Source organism: Vibrio sp. Vb0937 (genome assembly GCF_033338855.1).
The window spans coordinates 33,508-54,050 of the sequence record NZ_JAWOTK010000018.1 but is presented as its reverse complement, the minus strand read 5'-3'; the positions used below and the strand labels follow the sequence as shown (position 1 = coordinate 54,050).

Below are 20,543 nucleotides of genomic sequence, written 5' to 3'. Positions count from 1 at the left end.
CTGACAAAATAAACCCCAGAGCAGTGTCTGGGGGTTTGTAGTTTTCTAATCCGCTGCTTTTATTGGGCGAGTGTTTTAAGGATTTCTTTTACTTCTACCGTTTTTTGGATTTCAAAACTTGGCGTTATATCCGTTGAGTTACTTGCGCCTGTCGCATTCACCCACACACTCAAAATGCCCATATTGTTAGCGCCAGCAATGTCAGCAGGTAAAGAGTCGCCCACGTGTAGAGCCTCTTCTGGTTTTACTTCGACCAAGTCGAGCGCTTTTTGGAAAATACTTGTAGCAGGTTTCTCTTCTGGCTCTTCTCCTCCCACAATAATATGGTCCACCCAGTTGCTCATTTGTGTCGCGTTTAATTTAGGGTGTTGAGAAAAAATCGGGCCGTTAGTGATCACGACGAGTTTGTAATGTTGACGAAGGTCGCTGAGCATTTCTTTTACACCAGGGAAGAAAGTGAACGCGCCCATACGTGCAGAGTCAAAGTAGTCTTGAGCTTGTTGAGCCTCTTTTGCAGCGATGCTGACGCCTTGCTCCGCCAAGATGTTTTGGATCAGGCCACAACGGAAGGCATTTTCATCGGGTAGCAGAGCCACAAGGTGAGGGAACTCAGCATTCAGCTTTTTGTATACACCCTGCAAGTAGCGCTGCAAAAACGCTTTTGGCTCGGTAACTTGTGGATAGGTCTTATGAATCCAAGTTGTAAACGCTTGTCCTGCAACTTTATCGGCTTGTGACGTTGCACATAAAGTCTCGTCCATATCAAAAAAAATCGCTTTAAGCACAGGGGCTCCTTTTATTTACGGCTTGGCTTTGACACTGTTCATCTATTATCCCACTCTCAATTGTGTCGTAAAGGGTTAAAACCGGCGAGTTTTCTTATGACGTACGAATGAGGATAGCGGTACTTTCCTTTGCTTAGTCAATAAACCGCTTAAGTGGCGCATATTCTGCGTTGGAGCAGGATTTGTGTGGTTTTGCTGTTTTGTTCACGTTTTGACCTATCCTTTCTCTTCCTAAGTTTGGCTTTTTGTATTTGCCGACTATTTTATTAATAGTTTTTTATGTTGAAAAAACACTTTTTGCATATGATATTGTTTGTTAAATGTTAATAAATGCACATGAATAATATGGTTAATGATCTTGTTTAGCTCATGTTTACTTTTAGAGCATTTTTCTAGTTTTATTGGTGCATGACGCACAAAAATAGTGTGATATGAAAATGGTTAAATACTTGTTAATGCATTTTTATTCGCTAATTGTGCGTTTATTTAATGTTTTTTCGGCGGAATATACTTTAATTGTTGCTTTTTTGTGTGATTTTTGCCAAATTATTTCCGCATTAAGATTTCAGAGTATTATTCTGAATTTGAACGGATTCATTCAGGTGATGAATGGTGCCTTTGGCATGATTCGATACCACAGACAAGGCAGTAGAGGTCTGAAATGTCACTATTAGAAGTGAAAAACCTTCGTATTGAATACCCATCCCGACACGGCGTTCACGCTGCCGTGAAGTCACTTTCTTTTCATATTGAACGTGGTGAAATCGTGGGTGTTGTTGGCGAATCAGGTGCGGGTAAATCCACCGTTGGTAACGCTGTTATCGATTTGCTTAGTCCCCCAGGTCGCGTTGCTAGCGGTGATGTATTCTTGGATGGAGAAAAAATTTCTGGCCTATCACCAGAAGCGATGCGTAAGGTTCGCGGCTCGAAAATAGGTTTTATTTTCCAAGATCCGATGACCTCGCTCAATCCACTTTTTACTGTTGAGCAACAGCTGAAAGAGACGATCCACGCTAACATGAAGGTCTCTGATGAAGAGGCGTATCAGCGCGCGCTTTCTCTTATGCAGCAGGTTGGTATTCCGCAACCAGAAAACCGCTTAAAACAGTACCCGCACCAATTCTCTGGTGGTATGCGTCAGCGTGTTGTCATTGCTATTGCTTTGGCTGGTGAGCCTGATCTCATCATCGCGGACGAACCAACTACGGCGTTAGACGTTTCTATCCAAGACCAAATCCTCAACTTGATCCGCGAGCTGTGTATCAAGAACAATGTCGGCTGTATGTTAGTTACTCACGATATGGGTGTCGTCTCCAACGTCACCGATCGCGTGGCGGTAATGTATCGTGGTGACTTGGTGGAGTTTGGACCAACAGCCAAAGTATTGGGCGATCCTGATCACTCTTACACTCGCAGTCTAATTTCAGCGGTACCACGTTCAGACAGAAAGTTAGATCGTTTCCCGTTAGTAAGCTATATCGAAGAAGCGGCGGAAATGGAGCCACTCGATATCAAGAACCACTGGTTAGGACAAAGCCAAGATGAGCGTGAGTACACTGGCCCGCTTTTGGACGTGAAGAACGTCAATCTTCGCTTTGTGACCAAAGACTCTTTGTTCGAGAGCCGCCGAGAATACGTGCAAGCATCTAATAATGTGAGCTTTGAAGTGCACGAAGGCGAAACCTTTGGTTTGGTGGGCGAGTCTGGTTCAGGTAAATCGACCATTGCACGTGTGATTGCTGGTTTATACCAACCTAACTCTGGTCAGGTGAAATTCGAGGGCATTGACCTGACCGCTTTAACCTCTGAGAAAGAGCGCCGCCCGATGCGTCGTCAAATGCAGATGGTGTTCCAAAACCCATATACTTCAATGAACCCTCGTATGAAGGTATTCGATATTATTGCTGAGCCAATCCGTTTCCATAAATTGACGAAAAACGAGTCGGAAACTCGCCAAATCGTGAATGACCTATTGGATCATGTTGGTTTGGGTCGAATGGCTGGGCTTAAGTACCCTCATGAATTCTCCGGTGGTCAGCGTCAGCGTATTTCTATTGCGCGTGCGTTGGCGACTCGTCCTCGACTTTTGATTTGTGATGAACCGACCTCAGCACTGGACGTATCGGTACAGGCACAAATTCTAAACTTGCTGAAAGATCTGCAAAGTGAGCTGAACTTGACTATGTTGTTTATCAGCCACGATTTACCTGTTATTCGTCAGATGTGTGACCGAGTAGGTGTGATGCAAATGGGTACACTTTTAGAAGTGGCACCAACAGAACAGTTATTCACGGCACCTCAACACGAATACAGCAAAAAATTGATTTCTCTGATGCCGGAGTTTACTGGCTTGCGAGAAGAGATCGAAACGGCATAAACCAAGCAATTCGCTTGGCTAACCTTTAGTCATAACAAAGACGCAAACACAACAACAAGGGATCCGTATCCCCGCATGAAGGAGTTATGCAAATGAAAACCATGAAAAGCAAATTAGCAGTGGCGCTAATGGCTGCGGGCCTAAGCTTTAACGCAATGGCAGCAGATATCAAAGTTGGCTATGCAGCTGACCCAGTATCGCTTGACCCACATGAGCAGCTATCAGGTGGCACACTGCAAATGTCACACATGGTATTTGATCCGTTGGTTCGCTTTACTCAAAAAATGGATTTCGAGCCTCGCCTAGCGGAAAGCTGGGAACGTATTAACGATACGACTGTTCGTTTCAAACTGCGTGAAGGTGTGAAATTCCATTCTGGCAATACTCTAACGGCTGACGACGTCGTGTGGACGTTCCAGCGTTTACAAAGCTCTCCTGACTTTAAAAACATCTTCGACCCGTACGAGAAAATCGTCAAAGTTGACGACAACACGTTCGATCTTGTAACTAAAGGTCCTTACCCACTAGTGCTGCAAACCGCAACGTACATTTTCCCAATGGACAGCAAGTTCTACACTGGCAAAACTGCGGACGGCAAAGATAAGTCTGAGCTAGTGAAGCACGGTAATTCATTCGCATCGACTAACGTTTCTGGCACGGGTCCATTCATTGTGACTTCTCGTGAACAGGGCGTAAAAGTGGAATTTGAACGCTTTAAAGATTACTGGGACAAAGAGTCGAAAGGTAACGTTGATAAGCTAACGCTTGTGCCAATCAAAGAAGACGCAACTCGTGTAGCAGCGCTGCTTTCTGGCGGTGTTGACATGATTCACCCTGTAGCGCCAAACGACCACAAACGCGTTGAAGATGCTGACGGCATCGACCTAGTTACGCTACCTGGTACTCGTATCATCACGTTCCAACTAAACCAAAACAGCAACGAAGCATTGAAAGACGTTCGCGTTCGCCAAGCGATTGTTCACGCAATCAATAACGAAGGTATCGTGAAGAAAATCATGAAAGGCTTCGCAACGGCCGCTGGTCAGCAAAGCCCGGCTGGTTACGTAGGTCACGATGACAAACTGGTTCCTCGCTACGATTTGAAGAAAGCGAAAGAACTGATGAAAGAAGCGGGTTACGAAAACGGCCTGACGCTAACGATGATCGCACCAAACAACCGTTACGTGAATGATGCGAAAGTAGCACAAGCGGCAGCGGCAATGTTGTCTAAGATCGGTATCAAGGTTGATCTGAAGACCATGCCAAAAGCGCAGTACTGGCCTGAGTTCGACAAGTGTGCGGCAGACATGCTGATGATCGGTTGGCACTCAGATACAGAAGACTCAGCGAACTTCAACGAGTTCCTAACTATGACTCGTAACGAAGAAACCGGTCGTGGTCAGTACAACTGTGGTTACTACTCAAACCCAGAAATGGACAAAGTGGTTGAAGCTGCGAACGTAGAGACGGATCCTGCGAAACGTGCAGAAATGCTGAAGGGCGTAGAAGCGACACTATACAACGACGCAGCATTCGTACCGCTACACTGGCAAAGTGAAGCATGGGGCGCGAAGTCTAACGTGAAAGCGGCAGACATCGTTAACCCAATGGTAATGCCTTACTTCGGTGACCTAGTGGTTGAATAATCACGGTTAGTCGACTTTGAGGAGGGATGGATTTCCCTCCTCAACTTAAAGCACTCGACTCAGTTTTGTTTCAGTCGGATTGAGTTGGTTATTTAGACTGAATTTTCTCTCTAATTTAGAGATCTATGGATAGTTAAGGGGCAAGGAATGTTTTCGTTTCTGGTCAAGCGCCTGTTTCAGGCACTGATAGTGATGTTTGTGATCAGTTTGGTGGCGTTTGCCATTCAGGACAACCTGGGTGATCCGCTGCGTGAGCTTGTAGGTCAGTCGGTTTCGGAATCGGAGCGTCAAGCGCTACGCGACGACTTGGGCCTGAACGATCCCTTTATCACAAAGTACACGCGCTTTGTGGGTAATGCACTACAAGGTGATTTGGGTACATCATACTTTTTCAAGCGACCTGCGGTTGAGGTGATCCTCGATAAGCTGGTGGCAACATTAGAGCTCGTGTTTGGCGCGACGCTTATCATCATTGTTTTCTCTATTCCGCTTGGGGTGTACTCTGCGATTCATCCTAAGAGTGTTTTTACCAAATTTGTCATGGCGATGAGCAGTGTCGGCATCTCGATTCCGGTGTTCTTAACCGCAATCATGCTGATGTATGTCTTCTCCATAGAACTTGGTTGGTTGCCTTCCTATGGGCGAGGTGAAACCGCTAACGTACTCGGTTGGGAATCTGGCTTCTTTACCATTGATGGTATCAAGCACCTCATCCTACCTTGTATTGCGCTAGCGTCTATTATGCTGCCGTTGTTCATCCGCTTGGTGCGTTCAGAAATGCTGGAAGTTCTGAGTTCGGAATACATTAAGTTCGCCAAAGCAAAAGGTTTGAACTTACAAAAGATTTATTACCAACATGCACTTAAGAACACCATGCTACCAGTATTGACGGTAGGTGGCGTGCAGATTGGTACCATGGTGGCCTACACCATTCTTACTGAAACCGTGTTCCAATGGCCGGGCACTGGCTTCCTTTTCCTAGAGGCAATCAACCGTGTAGATACACCGCTGATCACTGCCTACGTTATCTTTGTTGGTCTGATCTTCGTGGTAACCAATACCATCGTTGACTTGCTGTACGGCATCATCAACCCAACTGTGAACCTAACTGGAAAAGGAGCTTAATCATGAGCCAATCAAATTTAACACCAGCTCCTGCTCCATCAGCGTGGCAGCGTTTCAAAGAGTCAGATTTTCTGTATTACTTCAAACGCGACAAAGTGGCGATGGCGAGTTTTACCGTCTTTATGATGTTCTTAGTATTGGCATTGGCTGCACCGATTCTTGCGCCAACAGACCCGTACGATCTGACGTCTATCGACATCATGGATTCTGAGTTGCCACCTTCGTGGATGGAAGATGGCGATGAGCGCTTTGTGTTGGGTACTGACGAGCAAGGTCGCGATATTTTATCGACCATTCTTTACGGTTCTCGTTTGTCTTTGACGATCGGCTTTTTAGCCGTCGGTCTTCAGTTGATTCTGGGTATCATCATTGGTTTGTCGGCGGGTTACTTCGGTGGTCGTATCGATAGCTTCTTGATGCGCTTTGCGGATGTTCAACTATCGTTCTCAACCATGATGGTGGCGATCATCGTATCGGCCATTTTCAAAGCCAGCTTTGGCAGCGATTTTTACAGCCAATACGCAGTGGTGATGCTGGTGGTGATCATCGGTGTGGCTGAATGGCCGCAATACGCACGGACTATTCGTGCCTCGGTATTGGCAGAGAAGAAGAAAGAATACGTCGAAGCGGCGCGTGTGATGGGCTTTAAAGCGCCACGCATCATGTTCCGTCACATTCTGCCGAACTGTCTATCGCCAATCTTGGTTATCTCGACGGTACAGGTAGCGAACGCGATCATGTCGGAAGCGGCACTGTCATTCCTAGGTTTGGGTCTGCCAGTCGATCAGCCGTCACTGGGTGCGCTAATCAGCATCGGCTTTAACTACATCTTCTCTGGTGCATGGTGGATTACTGCTTTCCCTGGCATCGTGCTAGTAACATTGGTTTTGGTTATCAACCTGTTGGGCGACTGGCTACGTGATGTATTCAACCCGAAACTGTACAAAGGATAAGAATTTTCCCACCAAGCGTTGTAAATTCACTTAATTCCTTCCTAAACTGAGAGCCGGATGCAAATTCCGGCTCTTTTTTTGCTAGTTATTCTTTGTTCACATTTTTTTGGCGCTTTGCCGCCATAATGACCTTACCCACTAATTTAGAGTGAAGTGTATGGAAATGAAGAAGGCACAACACCCATCTCGTATCTTCCAAGCAAGCCTGGCTTTGGGTTTGTTGCTGGTATGCGCCCAGTTTTCTAATCCAGTTGAGGCGGAGGAGTTCCTTTGCCAAGCCACTCAAGCCAGCGAGAAAGAATTACCGATGCTTGAGAAAACATGCCCAATTGGTAACGGAGTATGGGGAAAGAAAGTGCCGCAAGGAGGCAACTACCTCTACTGGATTCAATGCGGATTACTACCAAAGCCAATGTCACTCGCGAAAGCTAAGCCTCTCTATAGTAAAATCACGACTGACGTATGGATGAAGCCTGAATCCAAAGGCTATCGCTGTTTGATTGGACCTTACAAGGCATTGTCTGATGCGAGGGATGACTTACGAGGAGTCAAAACCTTGTCGAATTACAAAGAGGCGTTCATCCGAGTGGTTGGGAAAGGGACGAAACAACCAGTAACACCACCTACACCTAAATCTACTGTATCGTCGAAATCAGCCGCATCTTCGGTTAAGCCAACACCGACGGTGACCCCGAAACCCGCGCCAGTTCCTGCTGTGCGAGCTGATACCGACGCCTTTAAAGCGCGGGCAGAGAAGCCAGATACCAAGGCAAAAAGTTCGCGTGATAGCTCTTCGTCTACGCCTGTTGCTAAGACCAAAGCGAAGCCAATTGTCACTGGAAATGATGACATTGAAGTTCGGTTGAGAACTTCAGTACAGGGCAAAACGTACGTGGTCCCATATTTACTCGATCACCATAATCAGTTTTACATGGAACATGGTAAGCCGTGGAACCGCCTCAACTACGAAAACTCGCACAAAGTATGTCAGCAACTGGGTATGAACTTAGCTAACCCTGCAGAGTTTAAAGCGCTGAGGGCGTCTGGGGTGATGGAAAAAAATCAATGGCCACTGCAACTGCCGTATTGGGGCAAAGATAAGAAAGGTTTGTTCGCCGATCGTGAGCCCAATCAGCTCACCGGAACCTCATTATTGAACGTGGTGTGCGTGAAATAACGACTCAGATATTGCGGTCAAAATATAGAAGAAAGCCCCGAGTTCGGGGCTTTTTTGCGGTCTCAAATATTATCGCTATTTGAGTGGCGTTTCTTTGTGACAGTTAGAGCAGATATACACTTCTTTGATGCCGACCAATCGTTCCCAAAGTGTTCTGCGTCTTCTACGCAAATGCACGCTATCACAGCAAGGGTTAACGATGGTTGCTTTAGTCATCATCACCAGGCTCCAAAATCGGTAGTGAACTCGCGATGCTTGTCATGGCTTCTTTGCTGTTAGAGTACAGACCATATTCCGGTGCGGATTCATGACCGTTTTGTTCTTTACTCCAACGAATACCAATATAAAAGTCACCAAAATCGCGGTTGATGTAACGATGACGAGTTTTGTAATCTGACTCTGAGCCTGTTTCTTCTAGAATCAGCAGTTCACGGTCTTCATCATTCTGGATTTCCCAATTACCTGGAGTTTGGAATCCTGTTGGCATGAACGAAGTGTAGTTGTAAGTATCAGTGTCGTATTCGTACGCACCTGACGAGTATTTCAGGACTGTGTCGTCGCCTGTGCCATTACTTTCTACCATCAAGTCATGCTCTACCGTGCCGTGTTTGATGTGTTCTGCAACCGAAAGTGATTCTGCAAATGGGGTATTGCTTGAGTCCATCCAGAACAGCTCATCATCTGATATTTTAACGATCATTTGAGTGCCGTTATGCTCGGTTTTGTGCTGGTACAACATTTCATACTCGTCGCCGTAGCTGTTGTATAGCTTACCGTCTTTCAGCTCAACGTCGTTACAGTCTTTATTGTTGTATTCCGTGTAACCAGTTTGTTGGTCCAGATCGGCAAGAATGGCGTAAGCATCGTGTTCCCATGTGTCTTTTAGGAAGTCACTGATGTTCGCTTTGTACTCTTGATTCATCTCATCGTGGTTTGAACCCCAGCAGAATAGTAGGCCTTCAGAATCTTGCATCAACATGGCGTAGCCAATTTCACCATCTTTCTGTGCAAAGCTACCCATTTTCCATTCTTGACCGTTGAAGTGCTCGTGAGTGAAGCCCAAAGTCGGTACTACTGGTGGTGGCGTGACGCCTTCGATAACCGTTGGCATGCTGAGCGCAATTTGTACCGCGGTATGGCCATCTGTTGCGCTAATCGCCAGTACTGCTCCAGCTTCACCTGCTTTTGTTGGTGTGCCTTTAATGGTGATAATTGCATTACCATCCTCAGATACTGTTAGACCTTCAATGTCTACATAGTCCGCTGAGTAGTCGGTAATTTGACCGTCTTTATCTTGGAACAAACCAGAAATATCGAGTGTTTGTTCAAACACTTCACCTTGTTGTAGGTACCAACCATCAACGATGGACTGCAGACGCGCTTGTTCTGTTTCTACAACCATTGGTGGTAAGTTTGCCGATTCGATTTCGAACTGAAATACGGTGCTTACCGTACCCAAAACCTTACCTGACGAATCAATGTCTTGCGCAGTTAGAACAATCTCAAAATCACCAGCTTTCTCTACGATTGCAGTTGGATGTAGAACAATCAGGTTGCCAGTTTGCACAACTTCAATGCCTGTGCCTGCAAAGTTGTGCGTCAGTTTGGTTGTCACAAGGTTTTGGTCTTTGTCTGCAAATAGACCTTCAATGTCTAGCTCTAAGCCATCAAAGTCCACGCCTTGTACGATTTTTGGTAGTTTTTCTAGCTTATCTTTAGCTGCCTTTTCGACGATTTTGTTTACGGTTAGCTTGTTATTAACTGCCGTTTCAGGTGCTAAGGTGTCGCTGTCTGGGGTCGCGTCAGTGATGATTGGACGTAGATTTGGGTCATTGATGTTTTCGCCAGATGCAACAAGACGTTCCACTTCTTGGTTTGCCGCTTGAGCAAACTCCGTGGCTTTTTTCTCGTAGTTCGTTGGGTTTTGTGCTTTCGAGTCGGTCAGAATCTGAGCGGTTTTATGTAGTTCGGCGTTTTTTGTCGCACCTTCAACAAAATCACTGTACAGATCAATTGGTGCTTCTTCTGAGCCTCCTAGCGCTTGGTTTACTTTCGCTTTCGCATCTTCTTCACTAATGGCTGGATCTTTTGCCATTTCAATCGCCACAAGATCCGTGATAGGTGAAATCACGTTTGACGATGTTGGTGCACGGAATACGATTTCGTGCGCCATAGCTTGGCCTGGATGATCCATATCAACCGTGTATTTGCCAGCGTACTCTTTCGCATCCAAGGCGATGAGCTGTTTCTGCTTTGAACCGTTTGGTGTGATGGTCTGTAGCGCTAGAGTGCTTTCTGGTTTTGCATCCAATTTCAGTTGACCTTTCTCATCGGTCAGACCAAGGAATGTTTCTTGAGTGTCCCATTGGCCGTTGTTGTTCGTATCTTCAAAAACAACGGCATGCTTGAAGTAGCCGTCAAAACCTGTGATCACAACGCCGTCGTTAGCACTGTTTGAACCACCATCTGAACCGCCACAGCCTGTAAGAGCGATAGCCACTGACGCTGCTAGTAAACTCACCTTATTCATTATTTATTTGTCCTTGTTTCGTTTCCGAATGAGAAAGTCGCTTTTTTTATTATTTTTTTCTTTATATCTCACTAGTGAGATATAAGAGAGTGGTGTCTTTTTAATGACTATTGAGCTTAGGTTCAAGACACGAAAATCCGCACAAAACCCGTAAAATTTATTTCTATTTTTTGTCTATGATGGAAAATTTATAATTTGATCACGGTTCCAGTTTTATTTTGGGAATGATTGTTTTGTTAAAATAACCACCTGTAAAAAAGGTTTATTGGGTGTCGCTAAGGACAGGGGCGTGATAAATCATGTTGATCTTAAATTCCTCAACGCGATCAGCAAATTGAGGGTGAGGTTTAAGCACATAACTGTAGACTTCGCCTGGAATGAATATGTCGTAATCTGTGTATTCAAGGTTGTAAAACATAAATGTTCGTTGCCAGTAATTATCTGGCCAGTCAGCACAATGTATTGGTGTCACGTTGTCAAAATCCATTGAGCTAGAGATAATATCGGCAAACTCTCCTCGCCCAGCTACGATAGAGCTGTACCAGTAAAATAAATAATCATGACAAAAGAGGTCATGTTGATTTGATTTCATATTGAGATCAGAGTCCAGTTTGTGCACTGGTTCGTTACCCTGAACACTTCTATCAAATATGTAGTTGCTAGCAGTCCCGTTTATGTAACCTCCTCCTGAAATTGGAAAGAGGTAGTCAAACGACGTTCCTTGATATTCGTACTCGCCAGTGTGGACATTGATGCGCTTTTCCATGGACTGCTTGTTCTTTTGCATGGTATAGCTTTCGAATTGTTTACCATCAAACACGGTGGTGAAGTAGTTCCGAGTATCTTCATGAACCTGAGATGGGTATTCTTTTTTGATGGTCCAAATTTGGCGTACACCTTGGACATAAACGATCAACGAGTCATCACTGATTTTGTACTTGCCCACTTTTTTCAAGTCTCCCTTTTCAGGACACTGGCGTTTGTTGTGTGAGGCGGCATAACTTACTTCGCCCCCCTCAAACTGAAAGGCCTCGCAATACACCACTTCATACGCGTACGCGATACCTGCAAGATTTTGTGTCGTCTCTAGGCGATAAACTACATCGCCAACTAACGAGTGTTCTGTGTCATTTTGATCTGGTGTGATAACGGGTAACTCAAAGCGCGTTGTGACCCATGCATGATCGCTATTACCGTGATAATCATCGCGCGCTGCTACCGCCAAATATGTGGTGGTTTTTATTTCCTCAGGCGCTCCTTGCACCATCATTTGTCCTTGGTTGAGGACTCTTAACCCATTGGCGTTTTCAAGCCAAATCTGAGTGGTGAGGAGATCGCCATCTGGGTCTTCAAAAAGCTGGTTAAGGTTGAGCGAATAACTCACCGGAGAGTTTTGTTTCAGCTCCCAAGCATAAATAATGGTTTGTAGCTGCTGTTCCACAGTGAGGTTGATGATGGGTTTATTATTCTCTGATGGGTCCTCTTGTGGTCGGCTGTTCTTATCACCCAATGCTGACTCGTAAAACGTGTTGTCTTCTGTGGTATGAAATGGATTCGTAACAGGGCCTGGTTGTCCTAAAAGGGCGGAGTTAAATGCGTCATCTCCCGCTTTTTTATGAGTGCGATCCAACGCAGAACCTGTCAACGCTTGCTTTACTTCAACTAAAGATGTGCGCTCATATTGACGATGTGCTTGCTGGGTTGACTTGTCGGCGTTGTCTGACGAGTCTTCCACAGATGCCAAATTGTGTTTGTTTGAAATGAAGTAAATACCGAACAAACCGACGCATACTGCGCCGATTATCCAAAGCTTTTTGTTCATGATTACGTGTGCGCCATTCGTGATTGTAGCCAACTGCGAGAGAATTTGAGGTCTTTCTCTATCAGGCTTGCGCTGCATTCGAGTAGCTCACTGATTTCTTGGTTTTTCATGCCCATTAAATACTTGAGTTTGAGTGCGCTCGATTGGCGTGGATAGCGGCTACTGAAACTATCCAGAGCTTTATCCATGATAATCAATTGCTCGAAACGATCTTCTTCATCTCTCATCAATGTAATGTGTTGACGCTTTTGTGCTTGGTGCGAGCGTGCGTTGTCGATCAAGATTTGACGCATCACTTTGGCGGCCATCAAAAAGAAATCGCGCTTTGTTTCAATTTCACTCATGTCGCAGTTGGACATTTTCAGGTAAGCATCATGAATTAATGCCGTGGTGCTGTTGACGCTGTCTGCCAGTACTTTGTTGTCGGTGCCGTACTTTTCTGCATTTCGTTCACGCTCGTGTTGGGCGATCTTACGCAACTGTAAATAAGCAAACTGATAGAGCTCGCTCTCAGCTTGTTTATCACCAGATTGCCATTGTTGAATGATTTGTGTCAGTGCTACTGCTGTTGCCATGGTTATACATCCTCGCTCACTTTGACAAATTCAGAAATGGTGTGGGTTTCAATGCGATCAGAGCCGTCTTGGTTGCGCAGAACATTTTGTTGATAGCGATATAAAATGCCTTGCTCCCAAGTTGCACCAGCTGGCAAGTATTCCCAGGTGGTGTAATTGATTTCGGATGGGGTTGTTGACCAACGTACCATGACGTTCATTTGCGCGAGTTCGGCTTTGGGGGCGCTATTGTTGACCCACCACATGTCGGAAAATTCGCGGGTAACATCTTGGGTGTACAGGCTTATATCGGTTGGGCAGGTGTCCGTATTTTGCGGCAGTCGCATGACTTGTTGATGGCGCATCAATAGGCACGATTGTGTCATGGACTGTTGGTGGTATTCGGTTTGCTGCCACACACCGAGGTAGTCAATATCGTGTTCGCTAGTATTGGGATACGTAAACCAGAGCATTTCTGTGCGGTTATTGTGTTGGATGTTTTTTTTACGCCCGAGACCTTGTACTTTTTCCATCAATAACTCGGTGCTCGGATCAAAATTGAGGGCAACGGAGCGGTACTTCCAGTCGCCTTCATCATCGAAGTCTTCGAGAGAAAAGCCATTCAAGTCGTTGCGGGTGCACCCTGTGATTGAACAACCAACGATATTAAACCAATCCGCAAACTTACTTATCGGTTCGACGACATCTTCCGTGATAGGGCGTTTCATCGAGAGGAAGCAGCCTTGAAAATGATCGCCAATGCTTGGGTGTTCAATCAATGAGTCTTTGGTGATGGTGAATCGAGTTTCACCAATAGGAGGACGATATTTGGGATGATGCTGATAGCGTAGATCGTAAGCACAAGCGCGGCCTTGCCAATCCTTCTTTTTGATGACGATGTTTTTGAACGTCATGTCGCGAGGTTCAAAAATGATCTCATCAGAGGAAAAATTTTTTTCAATGTACTGCTGGCTTTCGTTTAGGTGCTCAATCGCCTCATTGACAGATACCCAATCGAGATTGAGGTAGAGTTTAGCGTCATCCAGGTAATTGAGATCAAGGCCTTTGAGCTGGCTTTGAAAGTGAGGATCAGAAAGCACACGGTTTGCTAGGACAATTTCCTCACGATTCTCAGGCGTGCTGTCGAGAGAAAGCAGCAGACGCGTCATATTGATGCTGCGGCTAGGTTTGGTTGTCGCCATCGTCGGCGTCAGCACTTCTTGGCTTGATAAGGTCGTCAGCAGATAACCTTTATCATCGTTACCAAGGAAGAAGCTAATTACATCACCGGGTTGGTAATGAAATGCTCCTTGTTGAGTGACGCCAGTGATATTGGAACTGGTTTTGTAATACAGGCCAGTCACTGGGGCGTCGATAAAGTAACCTTGCTTCAAGGTTGAAGCTGGTGGGTGTGAAGTGGCAGCTGAAACGTCTGCTGCCAACGTGGACGTAGCCGTCAATGCAGACAGCCAAAATACCACTGAACGTGTATACATCTTGTTTTAAGCCTTATTGGTTGGTGCTGTCCTTAGACGCACAATTTGGCTGACAACTCATTGGTGTAGTTAGGTGCTTCTCTGGCACCGGTGTCATCATCGCCAACAACATTTTTTGTTTTATATGTTTGGGGATATCTGGGTTAGAGAGTATCCGCCTTCGTGTTAACTCCATCATGGAGTTCACTGAGAGATGTTCGACATTTTGCCCCTTCGCGTGGAAGATGAGGCGAGTCATTTCGTACATCATATCTTCTGCAATCTTCTTCTCTTGTTGCAGCTGGATATTCTTTTGCATCATGGCGCTGCCAAATAACACACCAGAGAGCACAATGATGCCTGACAATACCGAAGCAAGGGGACGTCGCTGTACCAAGCGAAAGGCGCTATACAATGGCCAGTTTTTTTTCTGCTCGATTGGGCGGCGTTCGATAATTCGTTCGATATCAATGCGCAATGCTCTAGCATCGGTATATCGCATTTGAGTGGCAGGACGCGTTGCGCGTCTTATCACCCAGTAAACATCAGACCAAATTGTTGGTGATGGAAACATCAAAGCGAGAATTTTGCCCAAGGAGTACACGTCGCTTTGCTCTGTTAGAACCTGTCCTGCTTGCTGCTCTGGGCTGGCAAAATTTTGGCTAAACGCAATCAGCGCTGAGGGTGAGTCTTCTCGGTTGGAGTGCGCTTTTTGAGTCAAGTTGAAGTCAAGCAGCTTGGGACGCTTGCTACGATCAATCAGTATATTTTCTGGTTTTAGATCGGCATGCAAAACCTGGTGTTGGTGGGCGTGCTCCATCGCCTGACAGATCTGCTTAAACAGCAGCAGCTTCTCCGTTTTTTCTAGCTTATTTTCAGATAGGTACTCATCTAAAGTTTGACCAAACACCCGCTCCATCACGATGTAAACCGAATCTTGATGGAGACCGCCGTCAAACACTTTCGCGATGTAAGGATGGTTTAGACGCGCGAGAAGTTGAGCTTCATCGAAGAGTGCGCGTTGCCCTAACACATTGCTCAAATTGCTTTGAATAAACTTGATAGCCAGATCTTGCTCGAACGTTTCATCTGCACGTAGAGCGGCGTATACGACACCCATGCCACCACGCCCCAACTCATGAGTTAGGCGGTACTTACTGATGATTTCTCCGCTTAGATCGACGTCTTGGTTCGTAGCCTGATGAGCACCAAAATAAAGTAACTGCGTTAGTTGTTCTTCCGGTGTCTCGTTGGCTAAAAGAGGAACGAGTTGTCGATACAGCTCAGGTTGACTTCGTTGCAATGCTTGGAGGTATTGCTGCTTTTGGGAGTCGTCCAGATCAAGCAGGTGGTAGTAAATCTGGGTTTCGCTAGAGCCTAACTGCACTGTGACTAATGTCTTATTCTTTTAGGTACGGCATTTTATAAGAACTTTGATATAAATGTCATTTATTTATTCGGTTTTGATTCACAATCCATGAAACGCAATTTGATGGCTAGTGGAGTAATAACGTCATGATTTTGCGAATTATTTTCACTGAGCTTGTCGGCAGAGAGTCTATTCGTCATAATGTTACTTGTAACATTACTGATAAATCACATATTTATGGCTCAACAGAATAAGAAAACTCGTACGACATTGCAGGATGTCGCAGACCAGGTTGGCGTCACGAAGATGACCGTTTCACGCTATATGCGTAACCCTGAATCGGTGGCAGAAAAGACTCGGGCCAAGATTGCGACTGCGATTGAAGAGATGGGTTACATCGAAAACCGTGCACCGGCGATGTTGTCAAAGTCCTCCAGTAAAGCCATTGGTATTTTACTGCCGTCTTTGTCCAACCAAATTTTTGCTTCCTTTGTTCAGGGCATAGAGATGGTGACCAAAGCCAATGGCTATGAGACGCTTTTAGCGCATTTTAGCTACGATGAGCTTGAAGAAGAGCGCAAGATCGCGTCATTACTCTCTTATCAAGTCGATGGGCTTATTCTAACTGAAAGCCATCACACGCCGCGTACATTACAGATGATCAAAAATGCGGGCATTCCGGTGGTCGAAACCATGGAACTGCCATCGGAGCCGATTGATATGGCGGTTGGACTCGATCATGAAGATGCGTCGTACACCGTGGTTAAGCAGATGCTAGATACGGGGAAGCGTACAATCGTCTATTTTGGCGCGCGTCTGGATACGCGAACCAAATTGCGGATGCAAGGTTACGATCGCGCGATGACAGAAGCAGGGCTAGAACCCAAACATGTATTAACTGGTGATCATTCTAGTTTTTCTTTAGCGCATGATTTGCTCGAACGCGCACTGGAAATGCACCCAACGCTCGATGGGGTGTTCTGTACCAACGATGACATCGCAATTGGCACCATGCTGAGTGCGCAGCAACGTGGCATTCAAGTTCCACAGCAATTGGCAGTGGCGGGCTATAACGCGCTGGATATCGGTCAAACCATCAGTCCGAAACTGACCAGCGTTGATACGCCGCGTTTCCAAATTGGTGTAAAGAGCGCAGAGCTATTAATTGCGCGCCTGAAAGGCGAAACGCAAGAAGAAAAAGTCTTCGATATGGGTTATCAGATCACGTCGGGAGAGAGTGTTTAACTAATTGTTAACTGCTCTTTGTATTCGCTCATCAATGGTATTGGTAGGTTAGGGTATGGCACATCAGCTGGATGCATTGGATCTCAACTTAATGCGTTTATTAAAAGCCGTGGTGGAAAACCGCAGCATCAAGCTGGCCGCAATGCAGCTTGGCATTTCTCAACCGAGCGCCAGCCGCGGCGTGATGAAGTTGAAGCAAGTGTTTGATGACCCGCTTTTTGTGCGTAAAGCACATGGGGTAGAGCCATCACCCATGGCGATTCGTCTCGCCGCCGAGTTCGACAATATGGTTGCACCATTGGAAAAAGTGGTGCAAGAATTTGAAGTGTTCGACCCACTGCAATACCAAGGGCAGATTGCGATTGTAACTGACCCTTATTTGATGGATGAGCAAGGGCAGCGACTGCTCACTGGTTGTCATCGAGCCTTTCCCAAAGCGCACTTTGCCTTTTCCAGCTGGAATACTTACTCGCACGATGAAATGTTAGAAGGTGAGCACGATTACTGCATTCTTGACCAAGAGACCGAGCTGTCGAAAGACATTTACATGCGCCCGTTATTCGTTGAAAAACGAGTGATTTTGGCGCGCAAAAACCACCCAACGTTGTCGAAAGTCAGCAATGATTGGGACACGGTGTCCAAACTACCACTCGTCTCTTTGCCTGCGCCTGCGTCATATAAACCGCTTTGTACCGTGGAGTCCGAGTATCGACGCATGGGTTATGAGCCAGTAGTGTTACTGAAGTCCTATAATTTGCGTTTGGCTTGCCAAATGTTGCAAGAAACCGACGCGATTATGTATGCCAGTCAAAGCTCGGCATTGTTGATGCCAGAACTCGCCTCTTACGCAATGCCACCCGTTAATCGTGAGTTCAGTCAGTTTGTGGTCTCTGGCGGTTTCCTTCAAACCAACCGCAACCATCCTTTGCACAGACACCTACATAAAGTGGTGCGACAAACCCTCAATACGCCGCTGATTTTTACGCAATGACGTCACCTGATGGCATCGGCTGAATGAGAGTAGATGCTTTAACCTTATCAATATTATGTGATTACATAGACAACTTACTTCTTAAGATATTCAAAAATGAATATCTCAATTACCTGTCTCTTTTTCCTACCCAGCGCTAACCTTATCTCAAATAGTCAGGAGAAGTGGCTCATTTTTATCTTTTTAACTTTTTGAATGTCGATACAGGTACGCGACATTCACCATTCTCCGTTATGCATCTTTTTTATTTCTGATGGAGGATTAATCATGCTAGTTGCACGTCTATTTTTATTGCTCGCCATCGTTGCCGAAGTGGCTGGTACAAGCACTATGTCTCTTATCGGACAAGGGCACGGGTGGTGGGGCTACATCGTAATGTATGTGCTGATCGCAATCTCTTACTACTTTCTCGCGTTTGCCGCGAAGAAAATATCTATCGGTGTGGCATACGCTGTTTGGGAAGGGTTGGGTATCTCGTTGATCACCGTGGTGTCGATCATCGCCTTTGATGCACACTTAAACCATCAAGAGTTGTTTGGTTTGATGTTAGCCGTTGTTGGCATTGTGTGTGTGACCTTAGGGGAATCACATGGTCAACCTAACGCCAAGAAAAATGCCGATAAACCGGCAAAAGAACGTTCATTTTCTACTAGTACAAGGTGCGAATCATGAGTCAATTTTTTACGATGTCATTTGGATTTGTCGTGATGGCTGCCTTGGTCGATATCATGGCCAATATGGCGCTGACACGCTCAAAAGGTTTTAAATATAAAGGCTGGGGCATTGCGGCGATTGTGTTGGTACTGACAGCATTCACGCTGTTGGCACAAGCGGTGAAAGAGATCGACTTAGCCATTGCTTATGCCTCTTGGGGTGCGATCGGTATCTTGGGTACCGCAGTGGGTGGAGCCTTGCTGTTTAAGCAGAAACTCAAACCAATCGGCTGGTTTGGTATCTTTGTGGTGATTGCTGCGGTCGTGGTGATGAAGACCGCTTGATATAATTTACTGAATGCTAGATATCGTCATTCTGAGCAGCAAGAGACGAGCGTGATTCAGAATCTACCAACAAAAAGTGCTGTGGAAGAGGGGTTTTCTCTGGCTTCACAGCACCTTGATATTAGATTCCTGATCTCGCCTAGGCTCGTCGGAATGACGGACTCATTCATTTTTAAAAAGAACAGAGGCCAATCCTAAAGTTCGTCATTTTGAACAGCAAGAGACGAGCGTGATTCAGAATCTACCAACAAAAAGTGCTGTGGAAGAGGGGTTTTCTCTGGCTTCACAGCATTTTGCTATTAGATTCCTGATCTCGCCTAGGCTCGTCGGAATGACGGATTCATTCGTTTTTTAGAAAGAACTGAGGCCAATCCTAAAGTTCGTCATTTTGAACAGCGAGGGACGAGCAAGATTCAGAATCTACCAACAAAAAGTGCTGTGGCAGAGGAGTTTTCTCTGGATTCACAGCACGTTGATATTAAATTCCTGATCTCGCCTAGGCTCGTCGGAATGACGGATTCATTTTTTTAGAAAGAGCAGTGACCAATCCTAAAGCTTGCCATTCTGAATAGCGAGGAACGAGTGTGATTCAGAATCTACCAACAAAAAGTGCAGTGGCAGAGGTGTTTTCTCTGGATTCACAGCACGTTGATAGTGGATTCCTGATCTCGCCTAGGCTCGTCGGAATGACGGATTCATTCGTTTTTAGAAAGAGCAGTGACCAATCCTAAAGCTTGTCATTCTGGACAGCGAGGGACGAGCGTGATTCAGAATCTACCAACAAAAAGCGCTGTGGCAGAGGTGTTTTCTCTGGATTCACAGCACGTTGATAGTGGATTCCTGCTCTCGCTTAGGCTCGTCGGAACGACGGATTCATTCGTTTTTAGAAAGAACTGAGGCCAATCCCAACGCTCGTCATTCTGAACAGCGAGGGACGGGCGTGATTTAGAATCTACCAACAAAAAGTGCTGTGGCAGAGGTGTTTTCTCTGGCTTCACAGCTCGTTGATATTAGATTCCCGATCTCGCTTAGGCTCGTCGGAATGACGGATTCATTCGTTTTTAGAAAGAGCGGTGGCCAATCCCAAAGCTCGTCATTCTGAACAGCGAGGGACGAGCGTGATTCAGAATCTACTAACAAAAAAGTGCTGTGGCAGAGGAGTTTTCTCTGACGTCATAGCATGTCGATATTAGATTCCTGATCTCGCCTAGGCTCGTCGGAATGACGGATTCATTCGTTTTTAGAAATAGCGGTGGCCAATCTCAAAGCTCGTCATTCTTAATAGTGAGGGACGAGCGTGATTCAGAATCTACCAACAAAAAGTGCTGTAACAGAGGGGGATTTTCTCTGGCTTCACAGCACGTTGATATTAGATTCCTGATCTCGCCTAGGCTCGTCGGAATGACGGATTCATTCGTTTTAGAAAGAGCGGTGGCCAATCTCAAAAACTCGTCATTCTGAACAGCGAGGGACGAGTGTGATTCAGGATCTACCAA

Annotated in this window: 16 protein-coding genes; 9 read left to right on the top strand and 7 right to left on the bottom strand. The window is 45.7% G+C overall.

Annotation, left to right across the window (positions count from 1 at the left end):
- Positions 1 to 59 precede the first annotated feature (59 nt).
- The gene (locus tag R7P67_RS17920) at positions 60 to 785 is read right to left on the bottom strand and encodes an HAD family hydrolase (RefSeq protein WP_262652861.1); all 726 of its coding nucleotides are present in this window, start codon (positions 783 to 785) and stop codon (positions 60 to 62) included.
- A gap of 661 nt (positions 786 to 1,446) precedes the next feature.
- Here R7P67_RS17920 and R7P67_RS17915 point away from each other — a divergent pair.
- The 5 genes from R7P67_RS17915 to R7P67_RS17895 all read left to right on the top strand — a co-directional run bounded on the left by R7P67_RS17915 (position 1,447) and on the right by R7P67_RS17895 (position 8,063).
- On the top strand, positions 1,447 to 3,162 hold the full coding sequence (locus tag R7P67_RS17915; protein WP_005379108.1) for a dipeptide ABC transporter ATP-binding protein: 1,716 nt from the start codon (positions 1,447 to 1,449) through the stop codon (positions 3,160 to 3,162).
- A gap of 92 nt (positions 3,163 to 3,254) precedes the next feature.
- Positions 3,255 to 4,808: an ABC transporter substrate-binding protein gene (locus tag R7P67_RS17910; protein WP_005379109.1), complete on the top strand. Its 1,554-nt coding sequence runs from the start codon at positions 3,255 to 3,257 to the stop codon at positions 4,806 to 4,808.
- A gap of 147 nt (positions 4,809 to 4,955) precedes the next feature.
- Positions 4,956 to 5,933 carry an ABC transporter permease gene (locus R7P67_RS17905; protein WP_005379110.1) on the top strand — a complete coding sequence of 326 codons (978 nt, stop codon included), beginning with the start codon at positions 4,956 to 4,958 and terminating at the stop codon, positions 5,931 to 5,933.
- 2 nt (positions 5,934 to 5,935) lie between these two features.
- Positions 5,936 to 6,886, top strand: coding sequence for an ABC transporter permease (locus tag R7P67_RS17900; RefSeq protein ID WP_005384239.1), 951 nt, complete (start codon positions 5,936 to 5,938; stop codon positions 6,884 to 6,886).
- 157 nt (positions 6,887 to 7,043) lie between these two features.
- Positions 7,044 to 8,063 (top strand): SPOR domain-containing protein, encoded by a 1,020-nt coding sequence (locus tag R7P67_RS17895; protein ID WP_005384238.1) that lies wholly within the window; start codon positions 7,044 to 7,046, stop codon positions 8,061 to 8,063.
- Between the two features lie 75 nt (positions 8,064 to 8,138).
- Here the strand turns inward: R7P67_RS17895 and R7P67_RS17890 are convergent, their stop codons facing one another.
- From R7P67_RS17890 to R7P67_RS17865, 6 genes are all read right to left on the bottom strand, one after another.
- Positions 8,139 to 8,282 (bottom strand): hypothetical protein, encoded by a 144-nt coding sequence (locus R7P67_RS17890; RefSeq protein ID WP_012841245.1) that lies wholly within the window; start codon positions 8,280 to 8,282, stop codon positions 8,139 to 8,141.
- The gene (locus R7P67_RS17885; RefSeq protein ID WP_053349775.1) at positions 8,272 to 10,593 is read right to left on the bottom strand and encodes a hypothetical protein; all 2,322 of its coding nucleotides are present in this window, start codon (positions 10,591 to 10,593) and stop codon (positions 8,272 to 8,274) included. The genes R7P67_RS17890 and R7P67_RS17885 overlap by 11 nt, the downstream gene beginning before the upstream one ends.
- Positions 10,594 to 10,855: 262 nt before the next feature.
- Positions 10,856 to 12,415, bottom strand: coding sequence for a hypothetical protein (locus tag R7P67_RS17880; protein WP_238844386.1), 1,560 nt, complete (start codon positions 12,413 to 12,415; stop codon positions 10,856 to 10,858).
- A gap of 2 nt (positions 12,416 to 12,417) precedes the next feature.
- A complete protein-coding gene (locus tag R7P67_RS17875) occupies positions 12,418 to 12,990 on the bottom strand; it encodes a sigma-70 family RNA polymerase sigma factor (RefSeq protein WP_104979902.1) in 573 nt (190 codons plus the stop codon).
- Between the two features lie 2 nt (positions 12,991 to 12,992).
- Positions 12,993 to 14,465: a chromosome partitioning protein ParA gene (locus R7P67_RS17870; RefSeq protein WP_262652858.1), complete on the bottom strand. Its 1,473-nt coding sequence runs from the start codon at positions 14,463 to 14,465 to the stop codon at positions 12,993 to 12,995.
- Positions 14,466 to 14,478: 13 nt separating this feature from the next.
- Complete coding sequence (locus tag R7P67_RS17865) at positions 14,479 to 15,831, bottom strand: serine/threonine-protein kinase (RefSeq protein WP_005384231.1); 1,353 nt, start codon at positions 15,829 to 15,831, stop codon at positions 14,479 to 14,481.
- Positions 15,832 to 16,050: 219 nt separating this feature from the next.
- Here R7P67_RS17865 and R7P67_RS17860 point away from each other — a divergent pair, with 219 nt between their 5' ends.
- The 4 genes from R7P67_RS17860 (at position 16,051) to R7P67_RS17845 (ending at position 19,047) form a co-directional block, all read left to right on the top strand.
- Positions 16,051 to 17,058 (top strand): substrate-binding domain-containing protein, encoded by a 1,008-nt coding sequence (locus tag R7P67_RS17860; RefSeq protein ID WP_005379123.1) that lies wholly within the window; start codon positions 16,051 to 16,053, stop codon positions 17,056 to 17,058.
- Between the two features lie 55 nt (positions 17,059 to 17,113).
- Positions 17,114 to 18,049 (top strand): LysR family transcriptional regulator, encoded by a 936-nt coding sequence (locus R7P67_RS17855; protein ID WP_005379132.1) that lies wholly within the window; start codon positions 17,114 to 17,116, stop codon positions 18,047 to 18,049.
- Positions 18,050 to 18,316: 267 nt separating this feature from the next.
- A complete protein-coding gene (locus tag R7P67_RS17850; protein WP_005384225.1) occupies positions 18,317 to 18,721 on the top strand; it encodes an SMR family transporter in 405 nt (134 codons plus the stop codon).
- The gene (locus tag R7P67_RS17845) at positions 18,718 to 19,047 is read left to right on the top strand and encodes an SMR family transporter (RefSeq protein ID WP_005478614.1); all 330 of its coding nucleotides are present in this window, start codon (positions 18,718 to 18,720) and stop codon (positions 19,045 to 19,047) included. The genes R7P67_RS17850 and R7P67_RS17845 overlap by 4 nt, the downstream gene beginning before the upstream one ends.
- The last annotated feature ends 1,496 nt before the right edge of the window (positions 19,048 to 20,543 follow it).